The sequence below is a fragment of the Streptomyces sp. V4I23 genome, from assembly GCF_030817975.1.
Classification (GTDB): Bacteria; Actinomycetota; Actinomycetes; order Streptomycetales; family Streptomycetaceae; genus Streptomyces.
This window is the reverse complement of record NZ_JAUSZW010000004.1, coordinates 7,859,519-7,885,651: the sequence shown is the minus strand read 5'-3', so window position 1 is coordinate 7,885,651 and position 26,133 is coordinate 7,859,519. Positions and strand designations below refer to the sequence as shown.

At 70.0% G+C, this 26,133-nt stretch carries 21 protein-coding genes and 1 pseudogene; 8 read left to right on the top strand and 14 right to left on the bottom strand.

The window, feature by feature from the left end; all coding sequences use genetic code 11:
* Positions 1–17: 17 nt before the first annotated feature.
* From QFZ82_RS38410 to QFZ82_RS38365, 10 genes are all read right to left on the bottom strand, one after another.
* Entirely contained in the window at positions 18–1,223 is a 1,206-nt protein-coding gene (locus QFZ82_RS38410) for a cytochrome P450 (protein ID WP_307717513.1), read from the bottom strand.
* A 60-nt stretch (positions 1,224–1,283) separates the two neighbouring features.
* Complete coding sequence (ectA, locus tag QFZ82_RS38405) at positions 1,284–1,817, bottom strand: diaminobutyrate acetyltransferase (RefSeq protein ID WP_107069182.1); 534 nt, start codon at positions 1,815–1,817, stop codon at positions 1,284–1,286.
* Positions 1,818–1,880: 63 nt separating this feature from the next.
* Positions 1,881–3,143 (bottom strand): diaminobutyrate--2-oxoglutarate transaminase, encoded by a 1,263-nt coding sequence (gene ectB, locus QFZ82_RS38400; protein WP_307717512.1) that lies wholly within the window; start codon positions 3,141–3,143, stop codon positions 1,881–1,883.
* Positions 3,140–3,403 (bottom strand): acyl carrier protein, encoded by a 264-nt coding sequence (locus QFZ82_RS38395; RefSeq protein WP_099918042.1) that lies wholly within the window; start codon positions 3,401–3,403, stop codon positions 3,140–3,142. Before QFZ82_RS38395 ends, ectB begins: the two co-directional genes overlap by 4 nt.
* Before the next feature lie 67 nt (positions 3,404–3,470).
* A complete protein-coding gene (locus QFZ82_RS38390) occupies positions 3,471–5,021 on the bottom strand; it encodes a class I adenylate-forming enzyme family protein (RefSeq protein ID WP_307717511.1) in 1,551 nt (516 codons plus the stop codon).
* Positions 5,021–5,974, bottom strand: coding sequence for a 4'-phosphopantetheinyl transferase superfamily protein (locus QFZ82_RS38385; protein ID WP_307717510.1), 954 nt, complete (start codon positions 5,972–5,974; stop codon positions 5,021–5,023). Before QFZ82_RS38385 ends, QFZ82_RS38390 begins: the two co-directional genes overlap by 1 nt.
* A 47-nt stretch (positions 5,975–6,021) precedes the next feature.
* A complete protein-coding gene (locus tag QFZ82_RS38380; RefSeq protein ID WP_307717509.1) occupies positions 6,022–7,272 on the bottom strand; it encodes a diaminopimelate decarboxylase in 1,251 nt (416 codons plus the stop codon).
* A gap of 395 nt (positions 7,273–7,667) precedes the next feature.
* Positions 7,668–7,955, bottom strand: coding sequence for a hypothetical protein (locus QFZ82_RS38375; RefSeq protein ID WP_046914743.1), 288 nt, complete (start codon positions 7,953–7,955; stop codon positions 7,668–7,670).
* Positions 7,956–8,022: 67 nt separating this feature from the next.
* Complete coding sequence (locus QFZ82_RS38370) at positions 8,023–9,006, bottom strand: LuxR family transcriptional regulator (protein WP_307717508.1); 984 nt, start codon at positions 9,004–9,006, stop codon at positions 8,023–8,025.
* A 342-nt stretch (positions 9,007–9,348) separates the two neighbouring features.
* Entirely contained in the window at positions 9,349–9,924 is a 576-nt protein-coding gene (locus QFZ82_RS38365; RefSeq protein WP_307717507.1) for a CGNR zinc finger domain-containing protein, read from the bottom strand.
* A gap of 330 nt (positions 9,925–10,254) precedes the next feature.
* On the opposite strand from QFZ82_RS38365, the gene thpD reads away from it, so the two are divergent.
* From thpD to QFZ82_RS38345, 4 genes are all read left to right on the top strand, one after another.
* Entirely contained in the window at positions 10,255–11,157 is a 903-nt protein-coding gene (thpD, locus tag QFZ82_RS38360; RefSeq protein ID WP_307717506.1) for an ectoine hydroxylase, read from the top strand.
* A 428-nt stretch (positions 11,158–11,585) separates the two neighbouring features.
* Positions 11,586–12,899: an MFS transporter gene (locus QFZ82_RS38355; protein WP_307717505.1), complete on the top strand. Its 1,314-nt coding sequence runs from the start codon at positions 11,586–11,588 to the stop codon at positions 12,897–12,899.
* Between the two features lie 43 nt (positions 12,900–12,942).
* A complete protein-coding gene (locus QFZ82_RS38350; RefSeq protein ID WP_307717504.1) occupies positions 12,943–14,220 on the top strand; it encodes a hypothetical protein in 1,278 nt (425 codons plus the stop codon).
* 450 nt (positions 14,221–14,670) lie between these two features.
* Positions 14,671–15,012 (top strand): hypothetical protein, encoded by a 342-nt coding sequence (locus tag QFZ82_RS38345; RefSeq protein WP_307717503.1) that lies wholly within the window; start codon positions 14,671–14,673, stop codon positions 15,010–15,012.
* Positions 15,013–15,288: 276 nt separating this feature from the next.
* Here the strand turns inward: QFZ82_RS38345 and menC are convergent, their stop codons facing one another.
* Positions 15,289–16,404: an o-succinylbenzoate synthase gene (gene menC / locus QFZ82_RS38340; RefSeq protein ID WP_307717502.1), complete on the bottom strand. Its 1,116-nt coding sequence runs from the start codon at positions 16,402–16,404 to the stop codon at positions 15,289–15,291.
* Positions 16,401–17,366: a chorismate synthase gene (locus tag QFZ82_RS38335; RefSeq protein ID WP_307717501.1), complete on the bottom strand. Its 966-nt coding sequence runs from the start codon at positions 17,364–17,366 to the stop codon at positions 16,401–16,403. Before QFZ82_RS38335 ends, menC begins: the two co-directional genes overlap by 4 nt.
* A gap of 160 nt (positions 17,367–17,526) precedes the next feature.
* Between QFZ82_RS38335 and QFZ82_RS38330 the strand changes: the two genes are divergently transcribed.
* A complete protein-coding gene (locus QFZ82_RS38330; RefSeq protein ID WP_307717500.1) occupies positions 17,527–19,110 on the top strand; it encodes a CdaR family transcriptional regulator in 1,584 nt (527 codons plus the stop codon).
* A 100-nt stretch (positions 19,111–19,210) separates the two neighbouring features.
* Here QFZ82_RS38330 and dapE read toward each other — a convergent pair whose 3' ends face one another.
* Positions 19,211–20,272 (bottom strand): succinyl-diaminopimelate desuccinylase, encoded by a 1,062-nt coding sequence (dapE, locus tag QFZ82_RS38325; RefSeq protein WP_307717499.1) that lies wholly within the window; start codon positions 20,270–20,272, stop codon positions 19,211–19,213.
* Positions 20,269–21,735 carry an amino acid permease gene (locus QFZ82_RS38320; RefSeq protein ID WP_307717498.1) on the bottom strand — a complete coding sequence of 489 codons (1,467 nt, stop codon included), beginning with the start codon at positions 21,733–21,735 and terminating at the stop codon, positions 20,269–20,271. The genes dapE and QFZ82_RS38320 overlap by 4 nt, the downstream gene beginning before the upstream one ends.
* Positions 21,736–22,043: 308 nt before the next feature.
* On the opposite strand from QFZ82_RS38320, the pseudogene QFZ82_RS38315 reads away from it, so the two are divergent.
* The 3 genes and pseudogenes from QFZ82_RS38315 (at position 22,044) to QFZ82_RS38305 (ending at position 26,049) form a co-directional block, all read left to right on the top strand.
* A pseudogene (locus QFZ82_RS38315) lies at positions 22,044–23,575 on the top strand (ISL3 family transposase).
* Positions 23,576–24,816: 1,241 nt separating this feature from the next.
* On the top strand, positions 24,817–25,104 hold the full coding sequence (locus QFZ82_RS38310) for a hypothetical protein (protein ID WP_307717497.1): 288 nt from the start codon (positions 24,817–24,819) through the stop codon (positions 25,102–25,104).
* A 9-nt stretch (positions 25,105–25,113) separates the two neighbouring features.
* On the top strand, positions 25,114–26,049 hold the full coding sequence (locus QFZ82_RS38305) for a helix-turn-helix transcriptional regulator (RefSeq protein ID WP_307717496.1): 936 nt from the start codon (positions 25,114–25,116) through the stop codon (positions 26,047–26,049).
* Positions 26,050–26,133 lie beyond the last annotated feature (84 nt).

Genomic DNA, 26,133 nt, shown 5'->3' with positions numbered 1-26,133 from the left:
CCGATCGGAAGCGCGGTTTAGGAACGCGAGGTGAACGTGATGGGCAGCGCAACCGCCCCCGTGTTGCCGGAGTCGGGCAGCCACTCGGCGTCCTCCCCCACGCGCAGGTCGGTCAGCCGCGTGGCCAGCGTCGAGAGGGCCACGCCGATGTCCGCACGGGCGACGAAGTGCCCAAGGCAGTGGTGCAGTCCGCCGCCGAACGCGAAGTGCGGGGAGCGCTCGGCGTCGAGGTCGATGCGGTCAGGGTCGTCGAACGCGGCCGGGTCGGTGGCCGACGTCATGGTGAAGAGGTGGAGCGTGGTCCCCTTCTCGATCGTGCGCTCCTTGTACTGGAACGTCTCCGCCGCTTCGCGCGAGATCCAGCGGCCGATCGGGTTGACGCGCAGCGCCTCCTCGACCGCCGCGGCGGAGTAGCGCTCGGGGTCCGATGCCAGCTTCTCCCACTGGTCGGGCTGCTTGGAGAACGCCTCGACGCTCAGGGCCAGTTGGTTCCGGGTCGTGTCGATGCCCGCGAAGATCAACAGGATGATGAGGTTGATGAGCTCCTCGTCGGAAAGCTTGCCCGCGTCCTCGTCCCTCGCGTCCACGAGGGTGCTCAGGATGTCGCCCTTGGGGGACTCCCTGCGGCTGCGGACCAGGGACTCGGCGTACTCGGTTAGCTCGACGATGGCCTGGTCGATCCGGGCGATGTTCTCCTGGATGGTGATGCCGAGGCCGAGGCCGATCGTAGAGGCGAGTTCGTGGATCTTCTTCCAGTCGTTCTCGTCGATGCCCAGCATCACGCACAGAATCCTGGTCGCGTACGGTGCGGCGAACCGGCTCGCGAACTCGGTGCGCCCGTCCTCGATCCACTCGTCCACCAGGCCGTCCGCCAGGTCCTGGAACTTCGCGTGCAGGGGCGCTATCCGGCGAGGCGAGAAGGCGGGGTTCACCAGGCGGCGAATCCTGTTGTGCTCGCCGCCCTCCAGCACCAGCAGGGTCTTCTGCCACCACTCGTCGAAGCGTCCTTCGACGACCCCGTGCTGAGCGGGCCACTTGGCCGATCCTTGCGTCAACAGGGGGCTCTTCAGGAGGGCGCTGCTGTCCTCGTAGCGCAGGACGGCGATGCCCCAATCCGTACGTGCGTACCAGTGGGCGTCTCGTGCCTTCCGCACCTCCTCGGAGTCCATGCGGAAGTGGGCGTTGCTGATGTCGAGGTGCAGTGTCGTGGGTTGCGTGGCCATGGCGGTCGGCTCCCAGTCGTCGGATGCGGTGCTGCTCGGACCAGTGACGGGCGGCCCGGTTCAGCCGGCGGTCAGCGGGCCGATGCGGTACAGGACCTCGTCGTGGTGGCCCTCGCTGTCGGCGAAGAGGGAGCTAGGGAAGAGCACGCGGGTCTCGACGGGGGCCAAGTGCTTCTTCGCGTACTGCTTCAGCACCATGATGATCGCCTTGTTCTCGGCGGAGACAGTGGCCTCGACGTACCGGGCGCCGTTGGCAACCTGCTGGTCGGCCGCCTCCTGGAAGAGCTTGACGCCGAGGAACGGGATGCCGTGGCGCGGGTTGACGGCGGTCTGCCACACGAAGTAGGTCTCGGGCTCCTCGGGGCGGCGGTAGCCCGTGAGGAAGCCGACGAGTTCGTCGTCCACCGTCGCGACCAGCGAGCCGTCGGCGAAGTCCCGGAACCACAGCGAGTAGTAGTAGAGGCTGTTGGAGTCCAGGCCGGGAGTGTCCTCGACCATCTTCCACACGGCGGGTCCGTCCTGAGGGACCGGTGCGCGGAAGACGGCCCGCTTCTTCTCGGCAGTGTTCGGCTCCGTGGAGGCTGCAGTGGGCATGGTGATCGTCATGTCGGGTCGGGCCTTTCTCTCGTGTGTCTCTCATGTCGGTGGCGGGCGCGGTCACGCCGTTTCGTAGACCGCGCGCTGCACGGTGCGCAGTCCCTCGTCGAGGTCGTCGGTGGTGAGGGTGAGCGGGGGCAGCAGCTTCAAGACATCGTCGTGGGCCCCGGAGGTCTCCACGAGGAGCCCGAGTTCGAAGGCGCGGCGTGCGGCGCGCCCCGCGTGCCAAGGGTCGGCGAGCTCCAGGCCCCAGGCCATCCCACGGCCGCGGTAGGCCGATCCGCTGTGGTGTGCGGCGGTGTCGTGGAGCGCGGCCTCGATGGTCTGGGCGTGCGCCAGGGTCTGCCGCTCCAGCGTGTCGTCGCTCCAGTAGGTGTTGAGGGCGGCGGTCGCGGTGACGAAGGCCGGGTTGTTGCCGCGGAAGGTGCCGTTGTGCTCGCCCGGCTCCCACACGTCGAGCTCCGCTCGGAACAGGCAGAGCGACATGGGCAGTCCGTAGCCGCTGATGGACTTGGAGACGGTGACGATGTCCGGCGTGATGCCCGCCTCCTCGAAGGAGAAGAAGGCGCCGGTGCGGCCGCAGCCCATCTGGATGTCGTCGACGATGAGCAGCATGTCGTGCCGGCGGCAGAGCTGGGCGAGGGCGTGCAGCCACTCGGCGCGGGCGACGTTGATGCCGCCCTCGCCCTGGACCGTCTCGACGATGACGGCGGCCGGCTGGTTCAGGCCCGAGCCCTGGTCCTCCAGGAGCCGCTCGAACCAGATGAAGTCCGGGGTCCTGCCGTCGAGGTAGTTGTCGAACGGCATGGGGGTACCGTGTACCAGCGGGATGCCGGCGCCGGCCCGCTTGAAGGCGTTGCCGGTCACGGCGAGCGAGCCGAGCGACATGCCGTGGAAGGCGTTCGTGAACGACACGATCGACTCGCGGCCCTTGACCTTGCGTGCCAGCTTGAGGGCGGCCTCGACGGCGTTGGTGCCGGTCGGGCCCGGGAACATGACCTTGTAGGGCAGGTCCCGCGGGCGCAGCACCGTGTTCTGGAAGTACTCGAGGAACGCGCGCTTGGCCGTGGTGGACATGTCCAGCCCGTGGGTGACGCCGTCGTGCTCCAGGTAGTCGAGCAGAGTGCGCTTGAGCACGGGATTGTTGTGGCCGTAGTTGAGGGAACCGGCCCCGGCGAAGAAGTCGAGGTACTCGTGCCCGTCCTCGTCGTAAATCCGGCTACCTTGCGCGCGGTTGAACACGGTGGGCCAGCTGCGGCAGTAGCTGCGTACCTCGGACTCCAGGGTCGTGAAGACGCTGAGGTCGGGCTGAGTGAGCGTCATGCCGCGACCTGCTCGCCCTGTGTGGCGAGGACGAAGTCGGTGAAGGTGTCCACGGAGACGAAGTCGTCCGCGTCCAGCTCCTCCGGGTCGACGACCAGGCCGATGGAGTCCTCGAGGAACATGAGCATCTCGAGCATGGTGGTGGAGTCCAGGTGCAGGTCGGCGAAGAGCTTCACGTCGCCGGTGAGACCGGTGACGGGGCGCTCCAGGACGTCGGTGAGGGCGTTCTCGAGGGCGGTGACGACGTGCTGGCGGTCCATGGTCAGTTCCTCACGTGTGTCGGGTGGTTGTCGTTCTCGGGCGTTGCTCTGGTGGGGCGTACAGGGGTCAGTGGGCCAGGCGCGCTTGGAGGGCCTCTGTGGTGACCGAGGCGGGCGGGTCCTGTTCGATCAAGGCGGCCAGCTTCTTGCGGTCGACCTTGCCGTTGCCGTTGGTGGGCAGGGCGTCGAGGCGGACGCAGCGGCGCGGGATCTTGAAGGGTTCGATGTGGTCCCGCATGCCCTCGCGCACCTGGCCGGCGGTGAGGTCCGCGACGACGGCGAGGAGTGCGGTCCGCTTGCCCTCGGGAGGCAGTACGGCGGCAGAGGTCACTCCGTCGACCCGGGTCGCGGCGGCCTCGACCTCGGTGGTGCTGAGGCGGAACCCGCGCTCCTTGTAGAGGTCGTCCCTGCGGCCGGAGAAGTAGAGGTAGCCGTCCTTGTCCTGCCAGCCGTAGTCGCCGGTGTGCAGCTCGGGGAACAGCCCCTCCGTGCGCGGGAAGCGCTCGTCGGTCAGCTCGGGGCGACGCCAGTACCCGGCCATGACGTTGGGTCCGCGGACGACGATCTGGCCGATCTCTCCCGCGGGCAGCCGGTCTCCGTCGTCGTCGACGATGAAGACCTCGGTGCCTGGCAGCGGCAGCCCGCAGGAGCCCGGGTGGTCCAGGTCCCCATCGGGGGGCATGATCGCCGTGCGCTTGCACTCGGTGAGGCCGTACATCACCTGGATTCGCAGGTGGGGCAGGGCGGCGCGCAGCGCGGTCATGGTGGGCTCGGAGAGCGCCGCACCAGTGTTGGTGAGCAGGCGTAGGCGGCTCGGCCCCCCGCTGCTGCGGCTGAGCAGCCAGGCGAGTCGGTCCGAGACGGAAGGCATGGAGGGCAGGACGGTGGCGCCCGCCTCCTCCAGGCTGCGCAGCAGCGGGGGGCCGACCTCGGCCACCGTGGCCAGGTGGAGTCGGGCGCCGCTGAGGGCCGCGAGGTAGACCTGGTAGAGGCCGTAGTCGAAGGAGAGCGGGAGCGGGCAGTAGACGACGTCGTCGCTGCGGTACTCCAGGCACTCCTGGATCGCGGTGGCGGCGAATAGCACCTGCTGGTGGGTGCTGACCACGGCCTTGGGCAGGGAGGTGGTGCCCGAGGTGTAGATCAGGCTGACAGGGTCCACGCCTAGGGCGTTCGGGCCGGCGGGGGGAGCGGCCTCGGCGATGTCCGCGTCGAGTGCCGTGCGCACGAGCTCGTCGAGCACGAGGGAGCGGACGCCGTGCTCGGCGGCGGTCCGTCCGGCGTCGAGGTCGTCGGAGACCAGCAGCGCGGGCTCGCAGTCGCGCAGGACGTGTTCCAGCGGCCCGCCGCGTACTTGCTCGTGGAGCACGCTGAAGACGGCGCCGACGCGCGAGGCGGCGTAGACCAGGATGGCGATGCCGATGCCGTCGGAGGCGGTGACGATGATCCGGTCGCCGCGCCGCAGGCCCTCGCGCCGCAGGCGGGCGGCCATGGCGGTGGTGGCGGTGGCGAATTCCCGGTAGGTGAGGCCGCGATCGCGTGAGCTCAGTGCGGCCGACTCCGGATCGCGGTCGGCGGCTCGGTCCAGTATCTCGTGCAGGAGCTGCGGAGTGCGGGGCATCAGGCCTCCTCGGCCGTGGGGGTGCGGGCGGTCGCCGTGTGTGCCCGGCGGTGGGGTACAACGGTGGTGGCGGTCGCAGCGCACACGAGTTGAGGCTCGTCGAGGACCTCGCCGGCGCTGTCGGCCTCTTCGGGGCTGGCGCGGATGACCTTGTGCGCCTCCAGCTCGACCACGCGGCGCAGTCGAGTCTGGCGCACCAGCCGTGCGCGCGCCTCGATGTAGTCGCCAGGCCTCACGGGTGCGGTGAAGCGGATGTCGCTGTACTGGGCCAGCAGTCCTTCGTCGCCGTCCGTGCGGATGGTGATCTCGGTGACGAGGTCGCCGAACAGGCGCAAGATGCGCGCACCGTCGACGAGATTGCCCCCGTAGTGAGCCTCTTCCTGGCCGACGCGTACGCGGAGGAAGGCGGTGGTCTGTGCTTCTCGCTCGTCGCGGGTACTGGTCCCGATGGTCGCGGTCACGGGAGTGTTCGGCGGCGGCACGGCGTCAAGCTCCTTCGGTGCAGTGGGTTCGGTTCGTCCGTTTCCGGCTGCTTCGCCGGTGGGGTCGTCGGCGGTCGCACCAAGGGCCTCGGGGAGGCTGATGGCGACGGCGGCCACGACGTTCTGCTTATGAGTGATGGAGACCGAGACGGATGACGGGGTCAGTTGCGCGGCTCGTCCGCGGAGGTGGACGACAGGGGCGCCGTGCGCGGTGTGTTCCACGTAAATCTCCCGTGGCGTCACACCTTGTAGGAAACCGATTCTCAGGACTTTGAGGAGGGCCTCTTTGGCGGCGAACCGACCGGCCAGGAATTCCAGGCGGCGATCTTCGCCGAGGGTCTCGGCGTGGGCTATTTCCTCCGGGGCGAAACTGAAGCGCAAGAACCAGGGTCGTTCGATGAGGCGGCGGAGTTCGGAGCGGTCGAGTACGTCCAGTCCGACTCGCGCAGCTTGCTTCGCTGCGGTTCTCATTCGGATCAGGTTCTCGTTCGGATCAGGTGTCCATACGGATCACGTGTTCAGGCGGACGCGGCGCGGAGATCGACGAGGCGCTGCTTCGCCAGCAGGTCCTCCGTCGTGTCGCGCTCCCGGATGAGGTGGGCGCGCCCGCCGTGGACGAGCACCTCGGCCGGGAAGCCGTGGCTCAGGAAGAGGCCGGGTGAGGCGGTCGGCCCGTAGGCTCCGGACCGCTCCACCGCGAGCAGGTCTCCCGGCCGTACTTCCGGCAGGCGGACCTTCTTGGCCACGACGTCGTTGGGCGTGCACAGGGGTCCGGTCACGCTGTAGGGGCGCGAGGCTCCGGCGGCCCGGTTTTCCAGGTGGCGGACCGGGAAGTTGCGCTTGACGAAGCTGCCGACGCCGACGGCTGCCATGTGGTGGTTCGTGCCGCCGTCGGCCACCACGAAGCTCTCTCCCATGGACTCCTTCACGTAGCGGGCGCGGACGACGTACGTCCCGGCCGTGGCGGTGAGGAAGCGGCCCAGTTCCATGATCATCCGGCAGTCTGGGTTGCGCACCGAGAAGGGGGTGATGACCTCCGCGAGGCCGGCGCCCAGCGCATCGAGGTCCAGGTCCTCCTCGTTCTCGAAGTAGGCGACGCCGAGTCCGCCGCCGAAGTCGACGGTCTCCAGAGGGAAACCGAGCTGTCCGGCCAGGTCCTCCGCGGTGGCGAGGATGCGCCGGGTGTTCTCGACGACGTCCTCGTGGTTAAGAAACCGCGTCCCCATGTACGCGTGCACGCCCTTCACTCGGACGTTGCGGAGGGCCGCGAGGCGGTACTTGGAACCGCGCAGTTCGGCTTCATCGATGCCGAACTGCCGGGGTTTACCGCCCATGGCCAGCCCGGACCCCTTGCTGCCGAAGGCCGGGTTCACCCGGAGGAGCACCGGGAAGTCGTCACGTCCTGCCGCTGCCAACAGCGAGTCGAGCAGGTCGAGTTCGTCCAGTGACTCGCAGACAATCGCGTGAATGTCGGCTTCGACGCACGCGGTGAGCTCCCTCTCGTCCTTGCCGGGGCCGAGGAAGATAATGTCGCCAGGGTCGACTCCCGCCCGCAGGGCGGTGGCCAGTTCGGCGTAGGAGGAGACCTCGGCTCCCGTACCGAACGAGTTCAGCAGGGCGCAGACGCTGATGTTCGGGTTCGCCTTGAGCGAGTAGAAGATGTCGGCGCCGGCGGGGAGCAGGCCGCGCAACGTGCGGTACGTGTCCGCGAGGACGTCCGCGTCGTAGACGAACAGCGGGGTGCCGTACTTCTCGGCGAGATCCGCCATCGAATTTCCCTGGACACTGTTCTTCGAGGTCGTCATACGGTCACTGCCACCCGCCGTCGTCTTCGGGTGAGAGGCAAGGAATTCCCCTCTCCACCGGTGAGCTATCGGAGATGAACATTCGCTCTTTCATGACTCGCCTCTCGCTGGTTTGCTGTCCGGCGATAACGAGTCTGCGATGTTCGCAGCGGCGAGGGAAGGGCGGACGGTTGGCCTAAATGGGTCCTGACCTGTTCAGGACTGCGGTCGGATTAGTCATCCGGCCAAAGGGCCACGGCGATCGCGACATTCTCCGGGCTGGACCGTTTGGGACACGCAAAAATGTGCATGCAGGTCCCACGCACCGCCCGGGCGCGGGCAGCGGCGGCGCGTGGGACGGGCGTCGAGAGGAGCCGGGCTCACTCCACGTCGTAGGGGTGGAGGGGCACTTCGGCCCGCCGCAGGGACCAGGCGGCCAGAGGGCTGCAGCTGGTGGTCGCGTGCTGCCAGATCCGCTTCGCCGCCGCCTCGGCCTCGTCCAGGGAGGCGGCGCGGAGGAAGAGGCTGACGACAAGGTGGGGCCGCGTCTGCGTGTGAACGGTGACGTGGTCGACGACGTCCGGCGCCGCGTCGTGGAGCGCCTGCTTGATCTCAGCGGGTGGGTGGGCATCGCCCGAGGGTGCAAGGGTGAGCTGTACGAGGTACATGAGTGGGGTGTCCTGTCCGAATGGCCATTCCCTTTCGACTGCTTGTCGATCGGCGACGTACGGGCCGTCACGGCCGGATGAGGCCCCTAGCAGCCGCGTGCAGGCCGGCCTGGAACCGGCTTCGCGCGCCGAGGTGGCCCATGAGCTTCGTGGCGATTCGGCGTGCCGTGCGGCCTGACACGCCCAGCCGCGCCGCAACGTAGTCGTCGGTGTGCCCGAGGGACAACAGCCTCAGGGCTTCCAGTTGTTGCGGACTGAGGCCCTGTTCGTCACTCGACTGGGCGCTCTCTCCCATGGGTTGGGCGGCCTGCCAAATGTTCTCGAAAAGGGCGTACAGGGACGACACTACTCCAGCCGTCCGGAGGACCACCGCCCCGGCCGAGGTGTCGTCTGAGTCGACGGCGACGATGGCGATCTTCTTGTCGCAGATGATCAGGCGGTTCGGCAGCGAAGGCGCGGTGCGTATGCGGCCGCCCCGTTCGACGAGCCAGTCCGCGTGCGCGACCGTGAGGGGATCGTTGCGGACGCTGTCCAGGTACACGGTGCGCATCTGCACCCCTCGCGCAAGCAGGGCGTCCGCGATCGGGCGCGAGCTGCGCAGGTTGGCCTCCGTCTGCGCTCCGCCCGGGGCGAAGGTCAGCAGCTCGTCCTGGACCTCGTTGTGAAGCGCCGCCAGGTAGTCGCGTACGGAGTCGACCCCGGTCAGGCGGTGCACCTCGTCCTTGGGACTCTCCTGGGTGAACTCCGACTTGAGCTGTAAGGCGGCGGCCTGGACCTCCTGCACGCGCTGCTGCTGGGCCGCGAGGTCGGCCCGTTCCCTGGCGAGCAGGATCTCCGCGGCGAGGTGAGGTTCCACGACGTGGAAGCTCTGAGGGTCTTCGAGGGAGTGCCGCACCAGGGCCATCTCGCCGAGGGTGTCGAGTGCTGCCCGTACGTCCTGCTCGGTCAGTTCGAGCCGGCGCACCAGCTCGGCCACGCCCTCCTGCGGATGCGCCAGCATCTCGCGGTAGACCACTTCCGCGGTGGCGTCGATTTTCAGAACGTCCAGCATGTACTTCCCTCTCTGCACCTGCGTGCGGTGGCGGGACGAGGGGGTGCGGGAGCCTGGTGGCAACGACGCCCTGTCCTCGTCGTCTACAGCGCCCGACGGTTGTCGAGCGGCAGCATTCCGAACTTGCGAGCAGCACACTGCGGCGCGGGCCGCTTCCAACGCACGAGGCAAGTCCTGGTGTTGGACGCGGTCGGGATGAGCGACGATGGCGCGGCTACTCGCTTGCGACGGTCGAACACGGGGCGCTCCGGCCACCGTGCGACTGGGTCGGGCACCTCCCTGACAGGGAGGGACGGCCAGGAGGCAGGAGGGCGTCGGCGTAGAACGGCGCCCGGTGCGACTTCAGCCGGCGCGGCTCGGGTCCTGGCGCTTGTTGGCGAGGAAACGTGCCTTCTTCTCGCGGTTCCCGCAGGTGTTCATCTCGCACCATCTGCGCGTGGCGCCCCGACTGGTGTCGAAGAAGGCGGCCCGACACGTCGGGGACGCGCACAACGCCATCCTCCCCTCGCGCGCGCCCGAGACGATGTCGACCGCGTCGGCGGCGATCACGCTGAGGGCGTCCTCGACGGAGGCGGAACCCAGGTACCACTCCTGTTCGCCTCGGGGCGAAAGGACCGCCGAGGCCTGGCCGCCCGTACTGCAGTCGTTGATGACCTGGATGGCTGCGGCGGGAGGGGGGACCTGCGTCGCGACGGCGGTGGCGGCTTCGTGGATCGCTTCACGCAGTTGCCGAGCATGCTCCAGCTGGGAATCGCTGCACGAAACGACCTTGAGCCCGTTGACCGCCAACCAGTCGACCAGCCGATCGGGGACGGGAATGCGTTCGACGGGTTCACCGCAGCGTTCGGTGAGGGTCGCCGTGAAGCTGGTCGCCAGCACCTTGCCGAGACGGAACTCGGGGAATCGCTTGACGGACATGGAACCACCTTAGCCGGTTGCCATGTCGAGGACAAGCAAGAGAACTGCTCCAGGTGGTTCCGCGCTGCTGGAGGGCACGGCACCCCGCGTCCGCGTCTCCGTGGACGGACGGTGCACTTCGCGGTCCTGATTAGGCCAAGGACGATTCAGGACACTCGAAGACCCTTTCTTTACTCTCTGCGAGCTTGCAGTATCGAAAGGGCCGGAGGACGGACCGATGAGCCGCGAGAAAAAGGTCTTGGAATTCCGGCACCTCGCCCCGCGAGCCGATGAATTGCGCTCCTATACGGGCAGAAAAAGCCGCCGCTCCCCTGAAAAGGAGAACAGTACATGACTGTCGCTCAGCGCCCCGACCTGTATCCGACCCGAGTCCTCGGTGAGGCCGTTCCCAAGCCGCGGACGGACCCGTCGGTGTGGGGGGAGGCTCCGGGCCCGCTCGACGGCGAGCAGCTCAAGCAGTACGAGTCCAACGGCTACCTGGTCCTCGACGACCTGCTCTCCGCGCAGGAGGTGGACCTCTACCTCTCCGAACTCCGGCGCCTCGGCGAGGACCCGGCGCTGCGCGCGAGCGAGCGCGTCATCCTGGAACCGGAGTCCGACGAGGTCCGTTCCGTCTTCGAGGTCGAGAAGGTCAGCGAGATCTTCGCCGAGCTGCTCCGGTCGCCCCGGCTCATGAACATCGCCCGCCAGGTACTCGACTCCGAGGTCTACATCCACCAGAGCCGGGTCAACTACAAGCCGGGGTTCGGCGGCGCCCCGTTCCACTGGCACTCCGACTTCGAGACCTGGCACTCCGAGGACGGCATGCCCCGGCCGCGCGCGTTCAGCGTCTCGATCTCCCTCACCGAGAACCACCCGTTCAACGGCCCGCTCATGGTCATGCCCGGCACCCACAAGACGTTCGTCCCCACGGTCGGGGCCACCCCGCAGGACTACCACAAGGAGTCGCTCCGCGTGGCCGCCCCCAGCGTCGGCTCCCCGGACCGCAAGCACCTGACGCGCATGGCGGAGGAGCACGGGATCGAGCAGATCACGGGTCCCGCCGGCTCCGCGGTGATGTTCGACTCCAACCTGCTGCACGGCTCCAACGGGAACCTCTCGCCGTTCGCGCGCTCGAACATCTTCATCGTCTACAACAGCGTGGAGAACACGCTGGGGGCACCCTACGCTGCGGACGCGCCGCGTCCGCAGTACCTCAGCAACCGCGAATTCCCCTACCCGCGGGGCGTGTAGGGCACCCGCGCCCGTCGCCGTACAGGTGAGGCCGTGCTGGCCCCGGCCGTGGCGCCCCCTCTCCGGGCGCCGCACGGGCCGGGGCCCGGCTTGCGTAGTTGCGGCCGCCGGTCCGCCGCGGGGTCGGCCTCCGACGCGTTACTCGCGCGGCGCCCCAGGCAGGAGCGTGGAACCGGCTTGGCCGGTTGCCGTAGGAATCACGGCCTGGTAGAACCGTCTTAGGGGGTTCACTTTTCGACTCGGAGACTTCATGGCGCCCTCGAAAACCAGCCCTGAGTGCCCTGCGGCCCACCGCGCGGCGCACGCACGTCCCACCGGGCTCGGAGAGAGAAGACCGACTGCGGATTTAGCAGTCCTGCCGGGCGTCGTCGCAAGGGTCCTCCTCCTGCTGCGCTCGCCGAAGAAAGCCAACTGAGACGAGGTCTGCCATGACCGGAACTGTCCTTGCTCCAGCGCGGTCCACCGCCGTGTCGAAGAAGGTCCTCTTCCTGCTGCTGCTGGTCCCCATGTTCCTGGGCGGTGTGGACTCCACGCTGTTCAACTCCATCGCCTACGACCTGCCGGTCCTGACCGACTCATGGCGCCTGTGGTTCATCGACGGGTACACGATCGCCCTCGCCTCCTGCGTCGTCCTCGGCTCGCGTCTGGGCGCACGCCTGGGTCCCGGTGTGACGCTGGCGACCGGCCTTTTCGTCTTCGCCCTCGCGGGGGCGAGTCCCGCACTGCTGGACTCGGCGACGATGTGGACAGGGAGCCGGTTCATCCAAGGCTTCGGCTACGCGCTGATCGTCTCCAGCGTCGCCTCGGTCATCGGTGGACTGCCCGAGACGTCGGAGCGCACTCTCGGCTACTCCCTGTGGATCACCACGTACGCCATCGGAGCCGGTGCAGGACCTCTGATCGGCCGGGCGTTCGTCGGCATGGACGCCTACACGATGCTCTTCTGGCTGCCCGCCGCCGTCGCCCTGGTGTGCGGGGTGCTCGCCACCGCGCTGCTGCGCGGCATCACTCTGGGACAGGCCTCGTCGACCAAGGTCGACGTCGCCTCCTCCGCCCTCGCTTTCGTGGGCTTCGGACTCTTCGTGGCCGGTCTGCAGAGCCATGGCGCCGCGTTCGGGCGCCTCCTCGCGACGGTCGCGGGCTGCCTGGTCCTGGCGGTCTTCTGCACGCGGCAGCTCCGCTCGCGCGACCCGCTTATCGACGTACGGATGCTCAGCTTCTCCCGGCTCGGCGCGCCCTCCCTTGCGCTCGTCGTGAGTTCCGCCAGCTACACGGGATCGGTCTTCCTGTTCAGCGCGGAGGCCGACTCGCTCCTGTCGATCGTGCCGGTTTCGGTCCTGGCCCTGTGGGTCTCCCTCGGCGGGTTCGCGTTCCACAAGCTCCAGGCTCGCTTCACCGCGGTGCACATGCTCCAGGTCAGCCTGGCCACCTGCGCCGTCGGCCTCATCGTGGCCGCCTTCGTCGGCCTGTGGCCCGCCAGTTTCCTGATCGGCCTCGGCGTCGGCGTCTCCATGGCCTCCGGCGACGCCTACCTGCTGGGCAGCGTCCCGCCGAAGGACGTCGCGCGCGCCGCGGCCCTCCAGGAGACGGCCCTCGCGATGGGTGCGGCGCTGGGCGTGGCCGGCTTCGGCGGCATCTTCGCCGCCACCGGCTCGGTCGTGGGGACGGCCGTCATCACGGCGGTCATCATCGCCGTCGTCGTGGCGGCGCTGCGCTGCAACCGGGGCGTCTTCAAGGCGTAGCCCGAGCGCCTCGCGGGTCACGCGGGTGGCCACCGGTCCGCCGGTGACCACCCGCGTTCCGCGATCGAGCGTGGACCAGGCCCTCCAGGAGTGGGCCAGCCGGGCGAGCGATGAAGAACTGGACGCCGGGCCCCGGCTGGAGGACCTCGGCGGAGCAGACACCGTCGCGGCTGAAGCGGACACGCTGGCCGCCGGCCCTCAACTGCCCTACCTCCTCACCGCACTGGCCCACGGCCTTGACACCATCCCGGCCGACCAGGCTGCTTCGCTGCTCGCGGCCGCGGCTCGGGGCCTGCGCCATCCTCACTCGGCGTGGGTCCTCGCCGACGCGCTCGACGTCGTGTGCACCCAGCCGGAACTGGCCGCCCGCCTGGGTAACCGGACCGTACGAGATCTGGCCACGCTCGCAGAGGACGCGCTCGCCGGCGATTGTGACGCCGCCCTCGCCCAGCCGGCGATCGCGGGCCTGCTGCGCCTGGCGGTAGGGGGAGGCTCCCCGCACCGTCTGCTCGCGCTGCTCACCGAGATCACCGGCAGTGAGCCTGCCGATGCCCTGGAACGTCTGCCGGTCCTATCGGCATCGCCCGCGACCACTTCGCCGACACCGACCACCTCCTCGACCCTCAGCACTCTGGAGAATCAGCCCGACCTGTCTCCGGCAACCCGAGCCGATGCGACCTTTGAACTTGCCCTGGCCGACGAGCGAACCGCACTGGAGGCCGCCGACCGCATCACCGCCGAGGAACAGCTGCGGCGAGCCCTAATGCGGTTCACCGAGCTCGACCGCAGCCATGAGGCCCGCCTGGACGCCCGCGCCCACGCCGCCGCCATCGAAGCCGTCCTCGCCTTCGCCGACCTCGAACAGAACCCGACGGGTGACAACAGCGCCCGGCAACGACTCACCGACGCAGCCGACCAGCTGGACACCACGGCCGCGCACCTCGCCGCCTGGACCGGCCGCATGCACCAGCTCGACTGGCTCAGCGCCCGCAGCCTGGCCCAAAGCGCCTGGTCGAAGCTCGTCACCACCCTCCACGCCGCACAGACACACCTGGACCAGCCCAGCTGGTACAACCCCGCCGAGGCCCTGAACGACCTCCTGCAGATCTTCCTCGCCAGCCGCAGCATCCACGCCCCCGCCAATGACTCCCAGGGGCTCACGGCACTGATCAGTCCGGCCGTGGAGGCGCCGTTCGTGCGCAGCCAAGGCCTGCTGCACCAACTGGAGCAAGCCCTCGCTCACGACCCCCAGTTCACCGACCACCCGGACGCCCAGACGCTGTACGACGCTGTACGCCAGCGGCGCCAGCAAATCGGCTGATGAAGTGGCAGCGCAGGAGGGGGTGCCGGGAAAATCCCTCGAGGGCCGTCCCGCGCTTGCCGCGCTGTTCCAATCTGACGCCACCGGCCTTCGCGACGACCTCGACTCTCACCAGCTCGACCGGCTCGAGCAGCTCGCGCACCAACTCGCCAAGGGCTACACCCCCACCGGCAACGCCCGCGTGGACACCCACCTGGAGACCCTGCTCGACATCCTGAAGACCAGCCCGGCCTGGAAGCCGAGCGACAGCCACTACTTCACCCCCCTGCTGGAGCACTTCCTGCGTTTCCAATACGACCGGTTCGATGCCCAGGCCAACCTCTACGGTGAGCGCACCGCCTACCTAGGGCCGGCGCGCAAGGACACCGATGGCACCGTCGTCCCCTGGAATGAAAAGAGCCTCCAGGACGACTTCCACCACCACCTCAGTCCTCTCTCCCGCCGGGCACCGTGGAGCGGGATAAGTGGGACGTCGCCAGCGGTCGCGCCGACGTCATTTACACGCCGGAGCCCGGCAGCCGCTTCGTCGCCGAGATCAAGTTGCGCACCACGCGATGGAAGACCCAGCAACCCGTCGAACGTGACCACCTCGCCCAGGCCGCGAACTACACCGCCACCGGACCGCCCTTCGCCCTGCTCCTTGTCGGCGACGCCAGCGACCACTCAGCCGGTTACCGCGACATCGAAGACAGCATCTGGATCATCAGGCACGCCCGGAGCGCCACGGCAATCCCCCGCCTAATCGTGGCCGGCGTCCTCCCGACCACACGACCGACCCCGAGGGTGGTGTGAAAGGAGTGCAGTCCACGACCTTGAGCTGTCCCGGACAGAGCATGACTGCCCGGGCAGGTCAGCAGCACGTCCCGGACAGCCGTGAGTTGTAAAGCGCTCAGAAGCTGCTCCGGAGGACGTACGCCCGGTTGGGCAGTTGCGGAAGGGCGCCTTCACCCTGCTCGGGGAGGCGTGAGGAAGTGGGCTGCGGGAGCCGGTGCCGCCATCAGCTCGTCGTCGTCCACCGGCTGGTGGCCACACGGCCCCGCCCACGGCCCCGTCACCACCGTCACCTGATCACTGCCGTCCCGCGTACAACTCCCGAGTCGCCGTCGTGAACCGGGCAAGCGCGTCCGGCAGCGGGTCGATGCCGATGCCCGGGGCGGTGGGTACGGGCAGGTGGCCGTCCTGGAGGACGAACGGTTGGGTGATGTCCTCGGCGAAGTACCGGCTGGAGGCGGAGGTGTCGCCGGGGAGGGTGAAGCCCGGGAGGGCGGCGAGCGCCAGGTTGGGGGCGCGGCCGATGCCCGTCTCCAGCATTCCGCCGCACCACACCGGCACGCCGTGGGCGGCGGCCACGTCGTGGATGCGACGGGCTTCCGGATAGCCGCCGACGCGGGCCGGTTTGACGTTGACGACCCGGCAGGCGTCCATCGCGATCGCGGACGCCGCGTCGCGCGCGGAGTGGATCGACTCGTCGAGGCAGACCGGGGTGGCCAGACGCTTCTGGAGCTGGGCGTGGGCGTGGAGGTTGTTCTCCTCCAGCGGCTCCTCGATCAGCAGCAGCCCGAAGTCGTCGAGCTTTCGCAGGTGCTCGGCGTCGGCGAGCGTGTAGGCGGTGTTGGCGTCGACCTGGAGCGGGAGTTCGCCGCCGAAGCGTTCCCGCACGGCGCGCACCGGCTCGACGTCCCAGCCGGGCTCGATCTTCAGCTTGATGCGGATGTAGCCCTCGGCGAGGTACCGCTCGACGTCGTCGAGCAGTTCGGGCACGGAGTTCTTGATGCCGACCGAGACCCCGGCGGGCACCCGTTCGTGGACCGAGCCGAGGAAGGTCGCCATTGACATCCCGCAGGCGCGCAGTTCGGCGTCCAGGAGGGCGGTTTCAAGGGCGGCCTTGGCGAGTTCGTGGCCCTTGACGGAGGCCATGGCGGGGGCGACGGCCGCGGTCGTCGGCTCGGGCAGGGCGGCGACGCGCGGCAGCAGGAAGTCCCGGATGACGATCTCGGCGCCGGTGACGAACTCCGAGCAGTACAGCGGTTCCGGGTCGGCGGCGAACTCGGACCAGCCCTCGGCCTCGTCGGTCACTGCGTGCAGCAGGAAGGTGTCTTTGCTGGTCATCGTCCCGAAGGAGGTACGGAACGGGGTGACGAGCGGGATGGCGAGGTGGAGCAGTTCGACGCGTTCGAGCTTCATTTCAGCTCCTCGGAAGCGGCATCGGAGGGGATCGTGGAAGTGGCCTCGGAAGAGGTCGCGGCGGTGGCCTTGGCGCCGGCCCCCACCGACGGGAGGTCGGGGGACGGGCGGGTCAGCAGGTACCAGCCGTCGCGAGACATGGCCGTCGCGCGCAGGCCCTCGGCGTACGCATCGCTGAAGACCTCGCGCACGGCGTGCCGCCAATCGAGTGCGAGCGCCGGGTCGGCTGCGCGCAGCGCGACGATGTCCTCGGGCACGCGGCACCACAGCCTGTCCGCGTCGCGCAGGGCGAGCGGGCCGCCGTCCGGTGCCCGGCGAACGACGTCGGCGGCGGAGCGGCCCTGGGCGGGGTCGTCCGTCCGCGTGGTCCCCGCCACCAGGTCCCACATGATGGTCAGCCGGTCGCTCTCGTCGCCGTTGTTCACGCCGTCGCTCATCGGCCCGTAGAAGTCGACCAGGTACTCGCTGCCGACGGCACCCAGCTTGACCAAGTTGAAGCGGGCGTTGCGGCTGACCAGCGGGTCGAAGGTCCAGCGCATGGTGGTGGCGCCCCGCTCCAGCGCCCACAGCCGCTGCGCCTGCTTGACCGCAAGGCCGACGCCCCGGCCGGACGCGGTCGCCGCCGCGACGAACGAGTACACGTCCCGCTCGGCGGGTGGCCCGAACACCGCCACCGCCGCCCCGGCGAGCCGTTCGCCCGACGGCCCGGCGGAGTACGCCGCATGCACCGCGCCACCGGCGTGCACCAGGCTGTGCAGCACCTCCGCGGGGTAGGGCGGGGCGGCGCGCGGCGTCTGCCACACATCAGCGAAGAAGTCGGCCACGGATCGGATACCAGCTGCGTCGTGCGCAGTACGGATCGTGACCCCGGCGGTACGGGCCGCCTTCGCGGCGAGGGTACTCACGTCCGGCGTACCGGCCGTCGCCCAGGAACTGGCGGCGGGGATCGTCACAAGTGTCATGCCTCGAGTCTCCGGGGCCGGAGCCTGTAGGCCATTGTCGTCAGGCACAATGAGATCCCGTCTCCCTGTTGTGATCGGCCAAGCCCCTGAGCGGTCACCTCCGATAGAAAGGCCAATTGTCCCCACGTGACCGTCCCCCCACCGGAGAGCCCGACCGCCCATGGACACCTGCACCCTCGAGGAGCTTCTCGACACCCTCGGCGAGCCCATGCTCCGCGTGCTCACCGCCCCGGCCGGCCTCACCGCGCCCGTGTCCGAGGTGCTGCTGTACGACGCCGGGGCGCCGTTTCCGCACAGCGCGCCCGGCGCCCTGCTGCTGACGGTCGGGGCGCGAGCGGGTGAGGTCGCGCCGCTGGCACGCGATGCTGCGGCAGCCGGCATGGCCGGGCTCGTCATACGGGACAGGGACGGGCAGCCCGACACAATGGCGGCGGCGAAGGCCCACGGCCTCGCGCTGCTCGCCGTCGACGAGGATGCCGCCTGGCATCACGTCCATCTGCTGCTGGCCTCCGCGATCGGCTCCCGGCCCGGCCCGGTGGGCGGCGGGGCGGCCTTCGGTGACCTGTTCGCGCTCGCCAACGCGGTGGCCGCGGCCGTGGGCGGCGCGACCGTCATCGAGGACGCTCGCCAGCGGATTCTGGCCTACTCCACCGTCCCCGGGCAGGTCGTCGACGAGGTCCGGCGGCAAGGCATCCTGGGCCGCCAAGTGCCGAGCAGCCCCGAGAACACCGAGCAGTACCGCGTCCTGTTCGCCGTCCCCGGACCCGTACGCCTCGCCGCACTCGACGGCGACGAGCTGCCGCGGCTCGCCGTTGCGATCCGCGCGGGCGGCGAGACGCTGGGATCGATGTGGGTCGTCGACGACGGGCACATCGGACCCGATGCCGAGGACGCGCTCACCCGAGGTGCGTCCACGGCCGCCCTGCTCCTGCTGCGAGCACGGGCGAGCGAGGAACTGTCCCGGCATCTGACGAGCGACCTGCTGCGCCGTCTCCTGGACGGCACCGCCGATCCCGCCGACGCCGCGCACCGCCTCGGCCTCGCCGCCGGCACCCCGGTCCGTGTCGCGGCCTTCGCCCTCGACGGCGCGGTGTCCGGGCCCGACGGGGAACAGACCGCGCTGCGGCTCCTCGACCTCGTACGGCTCCAATGCGAGGCGCGGTACGGGCGGCACGCGTGCGTGCTGGTGGACGGCAGCGTGTACGCGCTGCTGCCGGTCACCGGTGAGCGCGGTGGGGAACGGCACAAGCGGCTCGCCGAGGACCTCGTGCGGCGCGCGGGTCGGGCGCTGCGGGTGACGCTGCGGGCCGGGCTGGGCGACGTGGTCGAGGACCTTGCGGCCGTGCGCGGCTCACGGGACGACGCCGACCTCGTCCTGCGGGTGCTCGCCCCGGACGAGGACGTCGCTGCTGTGACCGAGGTACGCGCCCGTGTCACCCTGCTCCGGCTGCGGGAACTCATCGGCGAGGAGCGGACCTTGACGGCGGGTGCCTGGCGGGAGGTGCTGGCGCACGACGCGGAGCACGGCACTGACTACGCCAGGACCCTGGTGTGCTGGCTGGACGCCGGATACGACATGGCGCGGGCGGCGAAGCTGCTCGCCGTACACCCCAACACCTGCCGGTACCGCCTCAGACAGGCGCAGCAGCACCTCGGCATCGATCTGGAGGATCCGGACGAGCGGTTGGTGCTGTGGCTGCAGCTGCGGACGCTCGGGGGCATGCGTGGCGCCGACCGGGCCTGACCTGCAGCAGGCAGCAGGTGGGGTCACCGGTCGGCGTCGTGGGATCCGACGGTCGCCACCGTCCGTTCCACCAGCCCGGGGCAGCGCGCCCCCGTGGGGTTCAGCCACTCAGCCAGGCCGCGAGCCGAGCCTCGCACTCCCGCAGCTGCCCGACGGGCACGTACTCCCCGGCGGTGTGCGCGAGGGTCGGGTCACCCGGGCCGTAGTTGAGCGCGGGCGTGCCCAGCGCGGCGAAGCGGGCGACGTCGGTCCAGCCGAGCTTGGGGCGGGGGGTTGCTCCCAGGACCTCGACGAGCGAGGCGACCGGGCCATGTCCGAGCCCCGGCAGGGCGCCCGGCACGACCTCGGTGACCTCGACCTCGTACTCGGGGAAGAGCCCGCGCAGATACGCCTCGGCCTGCCCGGCCGAACGGCTCGGCGCGAAGCGCAGGTTGACCGTGATCACGCAGGTGTCGGGGACGACGTTCTCGGCGATGCCCGCGCGGACAGCGACCGCGTTCAGCCCTTCGCGGTACTCCAGGCCGTCGATGACGATTCGCTCGGCGGTGTGGTCGTCGAGGCGCTGCAGTACGGTGGCCGCTCGGTGCGCGGCGTTGACGCCCATCCAAGAGCGGGCGGTGTGCGCGCGCTCGCCGCGCACCGTGATGTCCGCGTTCAGGACACCCTGGCAGCCCGCCTCGACGCCCGCGTCGGACGGCTCCATGAGGATCGCGAGGTCCGCCTCGAGCACGTCGGGGCGTTCGGCGGCGATACGGTTCAGGCCGTTGCGGTCGCCGGAGACCTCCTCGCACTCGTAGAAGACGTACGTGACGTCACGTACCGGTGCGGTCACGGTGGCCGCGAGGCGCAGGGCGACGGCGACGCCGCCCTTCATATCGCACGCCCCAAGCCCGTGGAGCAGCTCTCCGTCCAGCCGGGAAGGCAGGTTTCCGGCGGCCGGGACGGTGTCCAGGTGGCCGCCGATGACAACCCTCTCGGCGCGGCCCGAGTCGGTGCGGGCCACGACGGAGTTGCCGATGCGTTCGACCGTCAAATGCCCGCACGCGCGCAGGGCGGACTCCACGGCGTCGGCGAGGTCGGCCTCGTCGCCGCTCTCGGACGGAGTGTCCACCAGGGCCCGGGTGAGATCCACCAGGTCGGCGGTCAGGTCCAGCGAGGTCATGCGGCGGTCTCCTCCTGCGGGACAGGCCGGCCCAGCCGGGAGTGCTTGATGCCGTAGAGCGCGTAGATCGCGAACCCGACCGCCATCCACAGGCCGAACGCTATCCACGTGTCGGTGCCGAGCCCCCACATCACATAGCCGCAGCACAGCGTGCCCAGCACGCAGGTCACCGGCGCGAGCGGCACCCGGAAGCTGCGCGGTGCCTCGGGACTGCGCCGGCGCAGGATCAGGACGGCACAGTTGACCAGCGCGAAGGCGAACAGTGTGCCGATGCTGGTGGCGTCGGCGAGCGCGCCCAGCGGCACGAGTGCAGCGAGCACCATGATGAACGCGGACACGATGACCGTATTGGCGCGGGGCACCCCGGTCTTCTGGTGAATCTTGGCGAACAGCGGCGGCACGAGCCCGTCGCGCGCCATCGAGAACAGGATGCGGGTCTGCCCGTACTGCACGGCGAGGACGACGCTCGTGGTGGCGACGACCGCGCCGACGGACAGCAGGATCGGCCACAGGCTGCCGCCGCCGACCGAGCGGACCAGCACCTGGCTGAGCGTGGCCTCGGTGCCCGCGAACGTCTGCCACGGCATAGCGCCGACGGCCGCGATCGCCACCGCGCAGTACAGCGCGGTGATCAGCCCGAGGGAGAGGAGGATGGCGCGCGGCAGGTCACGCTGCGGGTTCTTCGCCTCCTCACCGGCCGTCGACGCGGCGTCGAAGCCGATGTACGAGAAGAACAGCGAGGCAGCGCCCGCGCTCACACCCGCCATGCCGAGCGGGAACAGTGGCTGGAAGTTCCCGGCGCGGAACGCGGTGAAGGCGACGGCGCAGAACATCACCAGGGCGGCCACCTTCACCGCCACCATGATCGTGTTGACGACGGCGCTCTCGCGTGCTCCGCGCAGCAGGACCACCATGGCGAGGACGACGATCGCGGCGGCCGGAACGTTCAGCACGCCGCCCGCGCCGGGCGGGGCGGCCAGCGACTCGGGCAGCGTCCAGCCGACGGTGAGCTCCAGCAGCTCGTTCACGTACTGGCCCCAGCCGACCGCGACGGCGGCGACCGAGACGCCGTACTCCAGCACCAGGCACCAGCCGCAGACCCACGCGACCAGCTCGCCGAGCGTGGCGTAGGCATAGCTGTACGAGGATCCGGCGCCCGGGATCATGCCCGCCAGTTCGGCGTAGGACAGGGCGGAGAACAGTGCGGTGATCCCGGCGAGGACGAAGGAGACCACGACGGCGGGGCCCGCCTCGGGCACTGCCTGGCCGAGGACAACAAAGATCCCGGTCCCGAGGGTGGCGCCCACGCTGAGCAGCGTGAGCTGGGTGAGCCCCATCGTCCGCCGCAGCTCGCCACCACGGGCCTCGGCAACCAGATCGGCGACCTCCCGCCGCCGTGTCAACCTGCTCGCAGCCCCGACCTCATCCGCGGTTCTCCGCGGGGTCGTCCGCACAGTGTCCACGCGTCCACTCCTCTCACAGCTCCCACTCCGGCCCTTGATGATGCGCAGTGGCGGGGTGGGGAGGGGTGTGCGCGTTGGCCAAGACGGTGAGGAATGCTTTGGCCTTCTGGCCAATGCCGGAGGTGGAGGTGTCGCCATCCCGAAGTCTGCTGCCGACCGCCTTCTCGACCCGGAGCCCGGTAACCGCAACGACTGCGGCCGAGCCCGACCACGGCGGTGAAGGCACCCTCGCTGGGAGTGTCTAATCAACGGCCCTGTCTCACATTCGGTGGTGACGGAGAGTTGTGAGGGTCGTTGACCTTCATGTGATGGATGTCAACGAGCTTGTGCAGACGGTGTTTTCGGGTCTGTCCCCGCTGGTCATGGAGGATGTGGCCGATGAGGGTGAGCGGATCGTGGTGCGGGCCCGGACGCCGCTGGACACCGCGGTCTGCCCGATGTGCGGGGCCTCGTCGGGACGGGTGCACGGCTATCACTGGCGGACGGTGGCCGACGTTCCGGTCGAGGGGCGACGGGTGGTGGTCCGTGTGCGGGTGCGGCGTCTGGTGTGCCCACGCGAGGCTGTCGCCACACCTTCCGCGAACAGGTGCCCGGGGTGCTGGAGCGATACCAGCGGCGCACGGCCCGTCTGACCAGGCAGGTCAAGGCCGTGGTCAAAGAGTTGGCGGGCCGGGCGGGATCACGTTTGCTGGCGATACTCGCGGTGGGCCTGTCGCGTCACGCGGCCCTGCGTACCGTGCTGCGCATCCCGTTGCCCACCGGGCGGGTGCCCCGCGTGATCGGCGTCGACGATTTCGCCCTGCGCCGGCGGCACCGCTATGCCACCGTGGTGATCGACGCCGAGACCCATGAGCGGATCGACGTGCTGCCCGACCGCACGGCCGACACGCTGGAAGCGTGGCTGCGCGGGCATCCGGGTGTCGAGGTCGTGTGCCGTGACGGCTCAGCCACCTACGCCGAGGCCATCCGCCGCGCCCTGCCCGACGCGGTCCAGGTCGCGGACAGGTGGCATCTGTGGCACAACCTGTGCGAAGCCGCCCTCAGCGAGGTGAAGGCGCACAGCAGCTGCTGGGCCACCGTACTGGACGCACCCATCTACGACGGGCCACGCGCCCGAACCACCCTGGAACGCTGGCACCAGGTCCATGACCTGCTCAATCAGGGCGTGGGCCTGCTCGAATGCGCCCGCCGTCTGCAACTGGCCCTGAACACCGTCAAACGCTACGCACGAGCCGACCGGCCCGAGCGGATGCTCCGCGTCCCCAAATACCGCGCCAGCCTCGTCGACCCCTACCGCGAGCACCTGCGCAAACGCCGGGCTGGGGACCCTGCCGTCCCCGTCAAGCACCTCTTCGAAGAGATCAAGGCCCTCGGCTACGAAGGCTGCCTCAACCTCCTGCACAAGTACATCAACCAAGGCCGCGCGGACGCCGACCGCAGCCACATCTCCCCACGCCGGCTCGCCCGGATGCTCCTCACCAGGCCAGACAACCTCAAGACCGAACATCACGACCTCCTGGCACGGCTCACCGCCGCCTGCCCCGAGATGACCCAACTGGCCCCCCACACCGCGGACTTCGCCCAGCTCCTGACGCCTCGCGAAGGAAACACCGACGCACTCTCACGCTGGATCATCCAGGTCCGCGCAACCGATCTGCCCCATCTGCACTCCTTCGCCCGGGGCCTGGACCGAGACAGGGACGCAGTGATCGCCGCGCTCACGCTTCCGTACAGCAACGGCCCCACCGAGGGCGTCAACACCAAAACCAAGCGGATCGCGCGCCAGATGCACGGACGAGCAGGCTTCACCCTACTTCGCCACCGCATCCTCCTCGGATAGCGGCACACTCCGTCACCACCGAATGTGAGACAGGGCCGTTAAGTTGACACACCCGTTCGCAGGCCAACTGCCACCGCCGACCAACAAGACAACTATACCATAGATGCATCACGCAATGGAGGGTGGTTTCCCCGCTCTTCTCAACCAACTTCCCAGGCCACAAAGGGTTTCCGGGCCAAGGGGGCGGGGCACGGCCCGGGGGCCGGGGACGGACGCCCCGTGGCGCGCAGCGCCAAAGGGCAAGGAGGCAGGCAGCGCGAAGCGAGGGAGCGGGAAGCGCAGCGCCCCGCCGACCGGCTGACAGCCTCCGCAGCGCGTGAGAGCGCAAAGCGCTCGGACCGGGCGCAGCGCAGCGGAGACCGGCACGCAGCAAGGTGGAGGCGGGGAGCGCAGCGGACCGCCTCCACCGACCCCGACGCCCCGGGCCACGCCCCACCCCCCGACCCGGAAACGAGAGCTGCGCCCACCGGCACACCCCCGGCAGGCGCAAGAAGCGAACGCTACGCCCCAACCGTGCCGCACGCCGCCACGCCCGGACCGCACCCAACAACCCACAAACGACGGAGCAGCACAGGCGGGGCCGGCCGTGGGGGCTGCCCCTGAAGAAAGCAGCAGGGGCAGCTGGGTCCGGGCCCCTGCAGCCGTTCAGCGTTCGTGTACAGCTCGAGGTGCCGGTCACGGCGGCCGGGACGGCAGGCACCGACCTGGGCACCGCCCTCGGGCTCGCCACCGTGACGCCCTGAAGAGGCACGAGAAGCCGACACCCAGAGGGTGCCGGCTTGGCGTGTCGACGGGCGCGGGCCAACGCGCCTGCCGGGGGGTCCTGAAGCGGTTCGGGCTTGCGACCAGTAGCCGTCAGGAGGACACCGGCGGCTCGCCGTCGGTGTCGTGTGGGGAGCAGCGTCTTTCTGAAGCGGCCAACGCCGCAAGTCGGCCGGAACAAACGGTGGGCCGCCGCAGGCACGCGCTGCGCGGAACTCACCGTCGTCAGGCCACGGTTCGTGGTACGGCCCACCGCGGATTCCGTGGTGGAGCGGGGCACACCGGCGGGGCCAGGATGCCGCACAACGGGCAAAAGCCATACGGGGGCGAGGCGGCGGGCCACCAGGGCGTGGAAGGCTGTGTGCCGCGCAGCCCGCTTCCGGCAGGGCCAACTGTCTCTGGACTGCGCGACTTTGCGACCAGTAGCCCGGGCCCCGGCGCTTCGCCGCGGCCCCCGTCAGGACGGAGTCCTGCACACCATGACCGACCTCCCTGTCCCCAGCCTGGCAGGCCCCGTCCGCGCCTGCCCCTGCACCGTGGCCGGCGCCACCGGGCGCTTCGGGCCCACACACGCGCTGATTCTGCTGATCGCCATCCTGGGGCTGGGCAGCACCCTGTTCCTCGTCGGCACCCCGCTGGACACCGTCTTCGCCCTGCTGGGCGGCTGCGGGGCGATCGGCGCGGCCACCCTGACCGCAGCCGGCGGCGGCCGCCGCCTGGTGACGGTCCTCGTCGAAGCCGCCGTGCGGTCCTCCGCGGCCAAGTAGGCGGCGGACATGACCCGCTCCCGTCACTGCGGCGCCCCGGAGCGCCCCTTCGCACACCTCGCCGAGCACCTGCTCGCCCTGCGCCGGGCCGCGGGGCTGCCCCAGCGCGCGCTGGTCGCGGCCGCCAACGTCTCCCGCGGCACCGTCCAGCGCGCCGAGTCCGGCACCGCAGCCCCCTCCCCCGACGTCCTCGACGCCTACGTCCGCGCCTGCGGGGGCAGTCCGGCCGACCAGACCCGGGCCCTCCTCCTGCGCAGCCGCGGCCGCACCGCCCAGCGCGGCCGGCTCCGCACCCTCGACGCGCCGGCCCCGGCCCTCATCCACACCGAGGACGACCTCGGCGCCGCCCTGGCCGCGGCCTACGAGCGAGCCGGCGCCCCGTCCCTACGCGAGCTCAGCCGCCTCGCCCCCGGCCGGGCCCCGCTCCCGCCCACCACCGCCTGGCGGATCGTGAAGCGCAGGAAACTGCCGCCCACCACCGCGCAGCTGGGGACGTTCCTGACCGCCTGCGGCATCCGCCCGGCCGATCAGAGCCTGTACATCGACGCCTACCACCGCATCACCGCCGACCGCGGCACGCGCCCCGCGCCGCCGCGCGCACGACGCACCCTCCGCCTTCTCTTCCGCCGTGTCCACCCGGTCCCCCTCTCCCACGGCGGAACGGACGACCGCTACGAACTCACCGGAGCAGCCGCCGCCATCGCCCGCCAGCTGCCGGCCTCCACCCTCGAGGACCTGCTCTTCACCACGCTGACCCACATGGCCACCCGCGAGGCGCACCGCAACGGAATCGCCCTACCCGACCTGTGGCTCACCGACCAGGCCACCGACATCCCAGGCGACCTCATCACCACGCGGCACATCCCCTCCGGCAGCTCCCACCGAAAGGGCCCCGACCACCCCGCCCCCGCCCCCCTGATCTTTGTCAACGCCTGCCAAGCCTGAGAAGACCCCGGCAGACGGCGCCGACGGCCGAGCCCGGCCGGACAGTGCGCCCCTCGGGTGGTGACCCGCTCCTCGGGGGCGAGG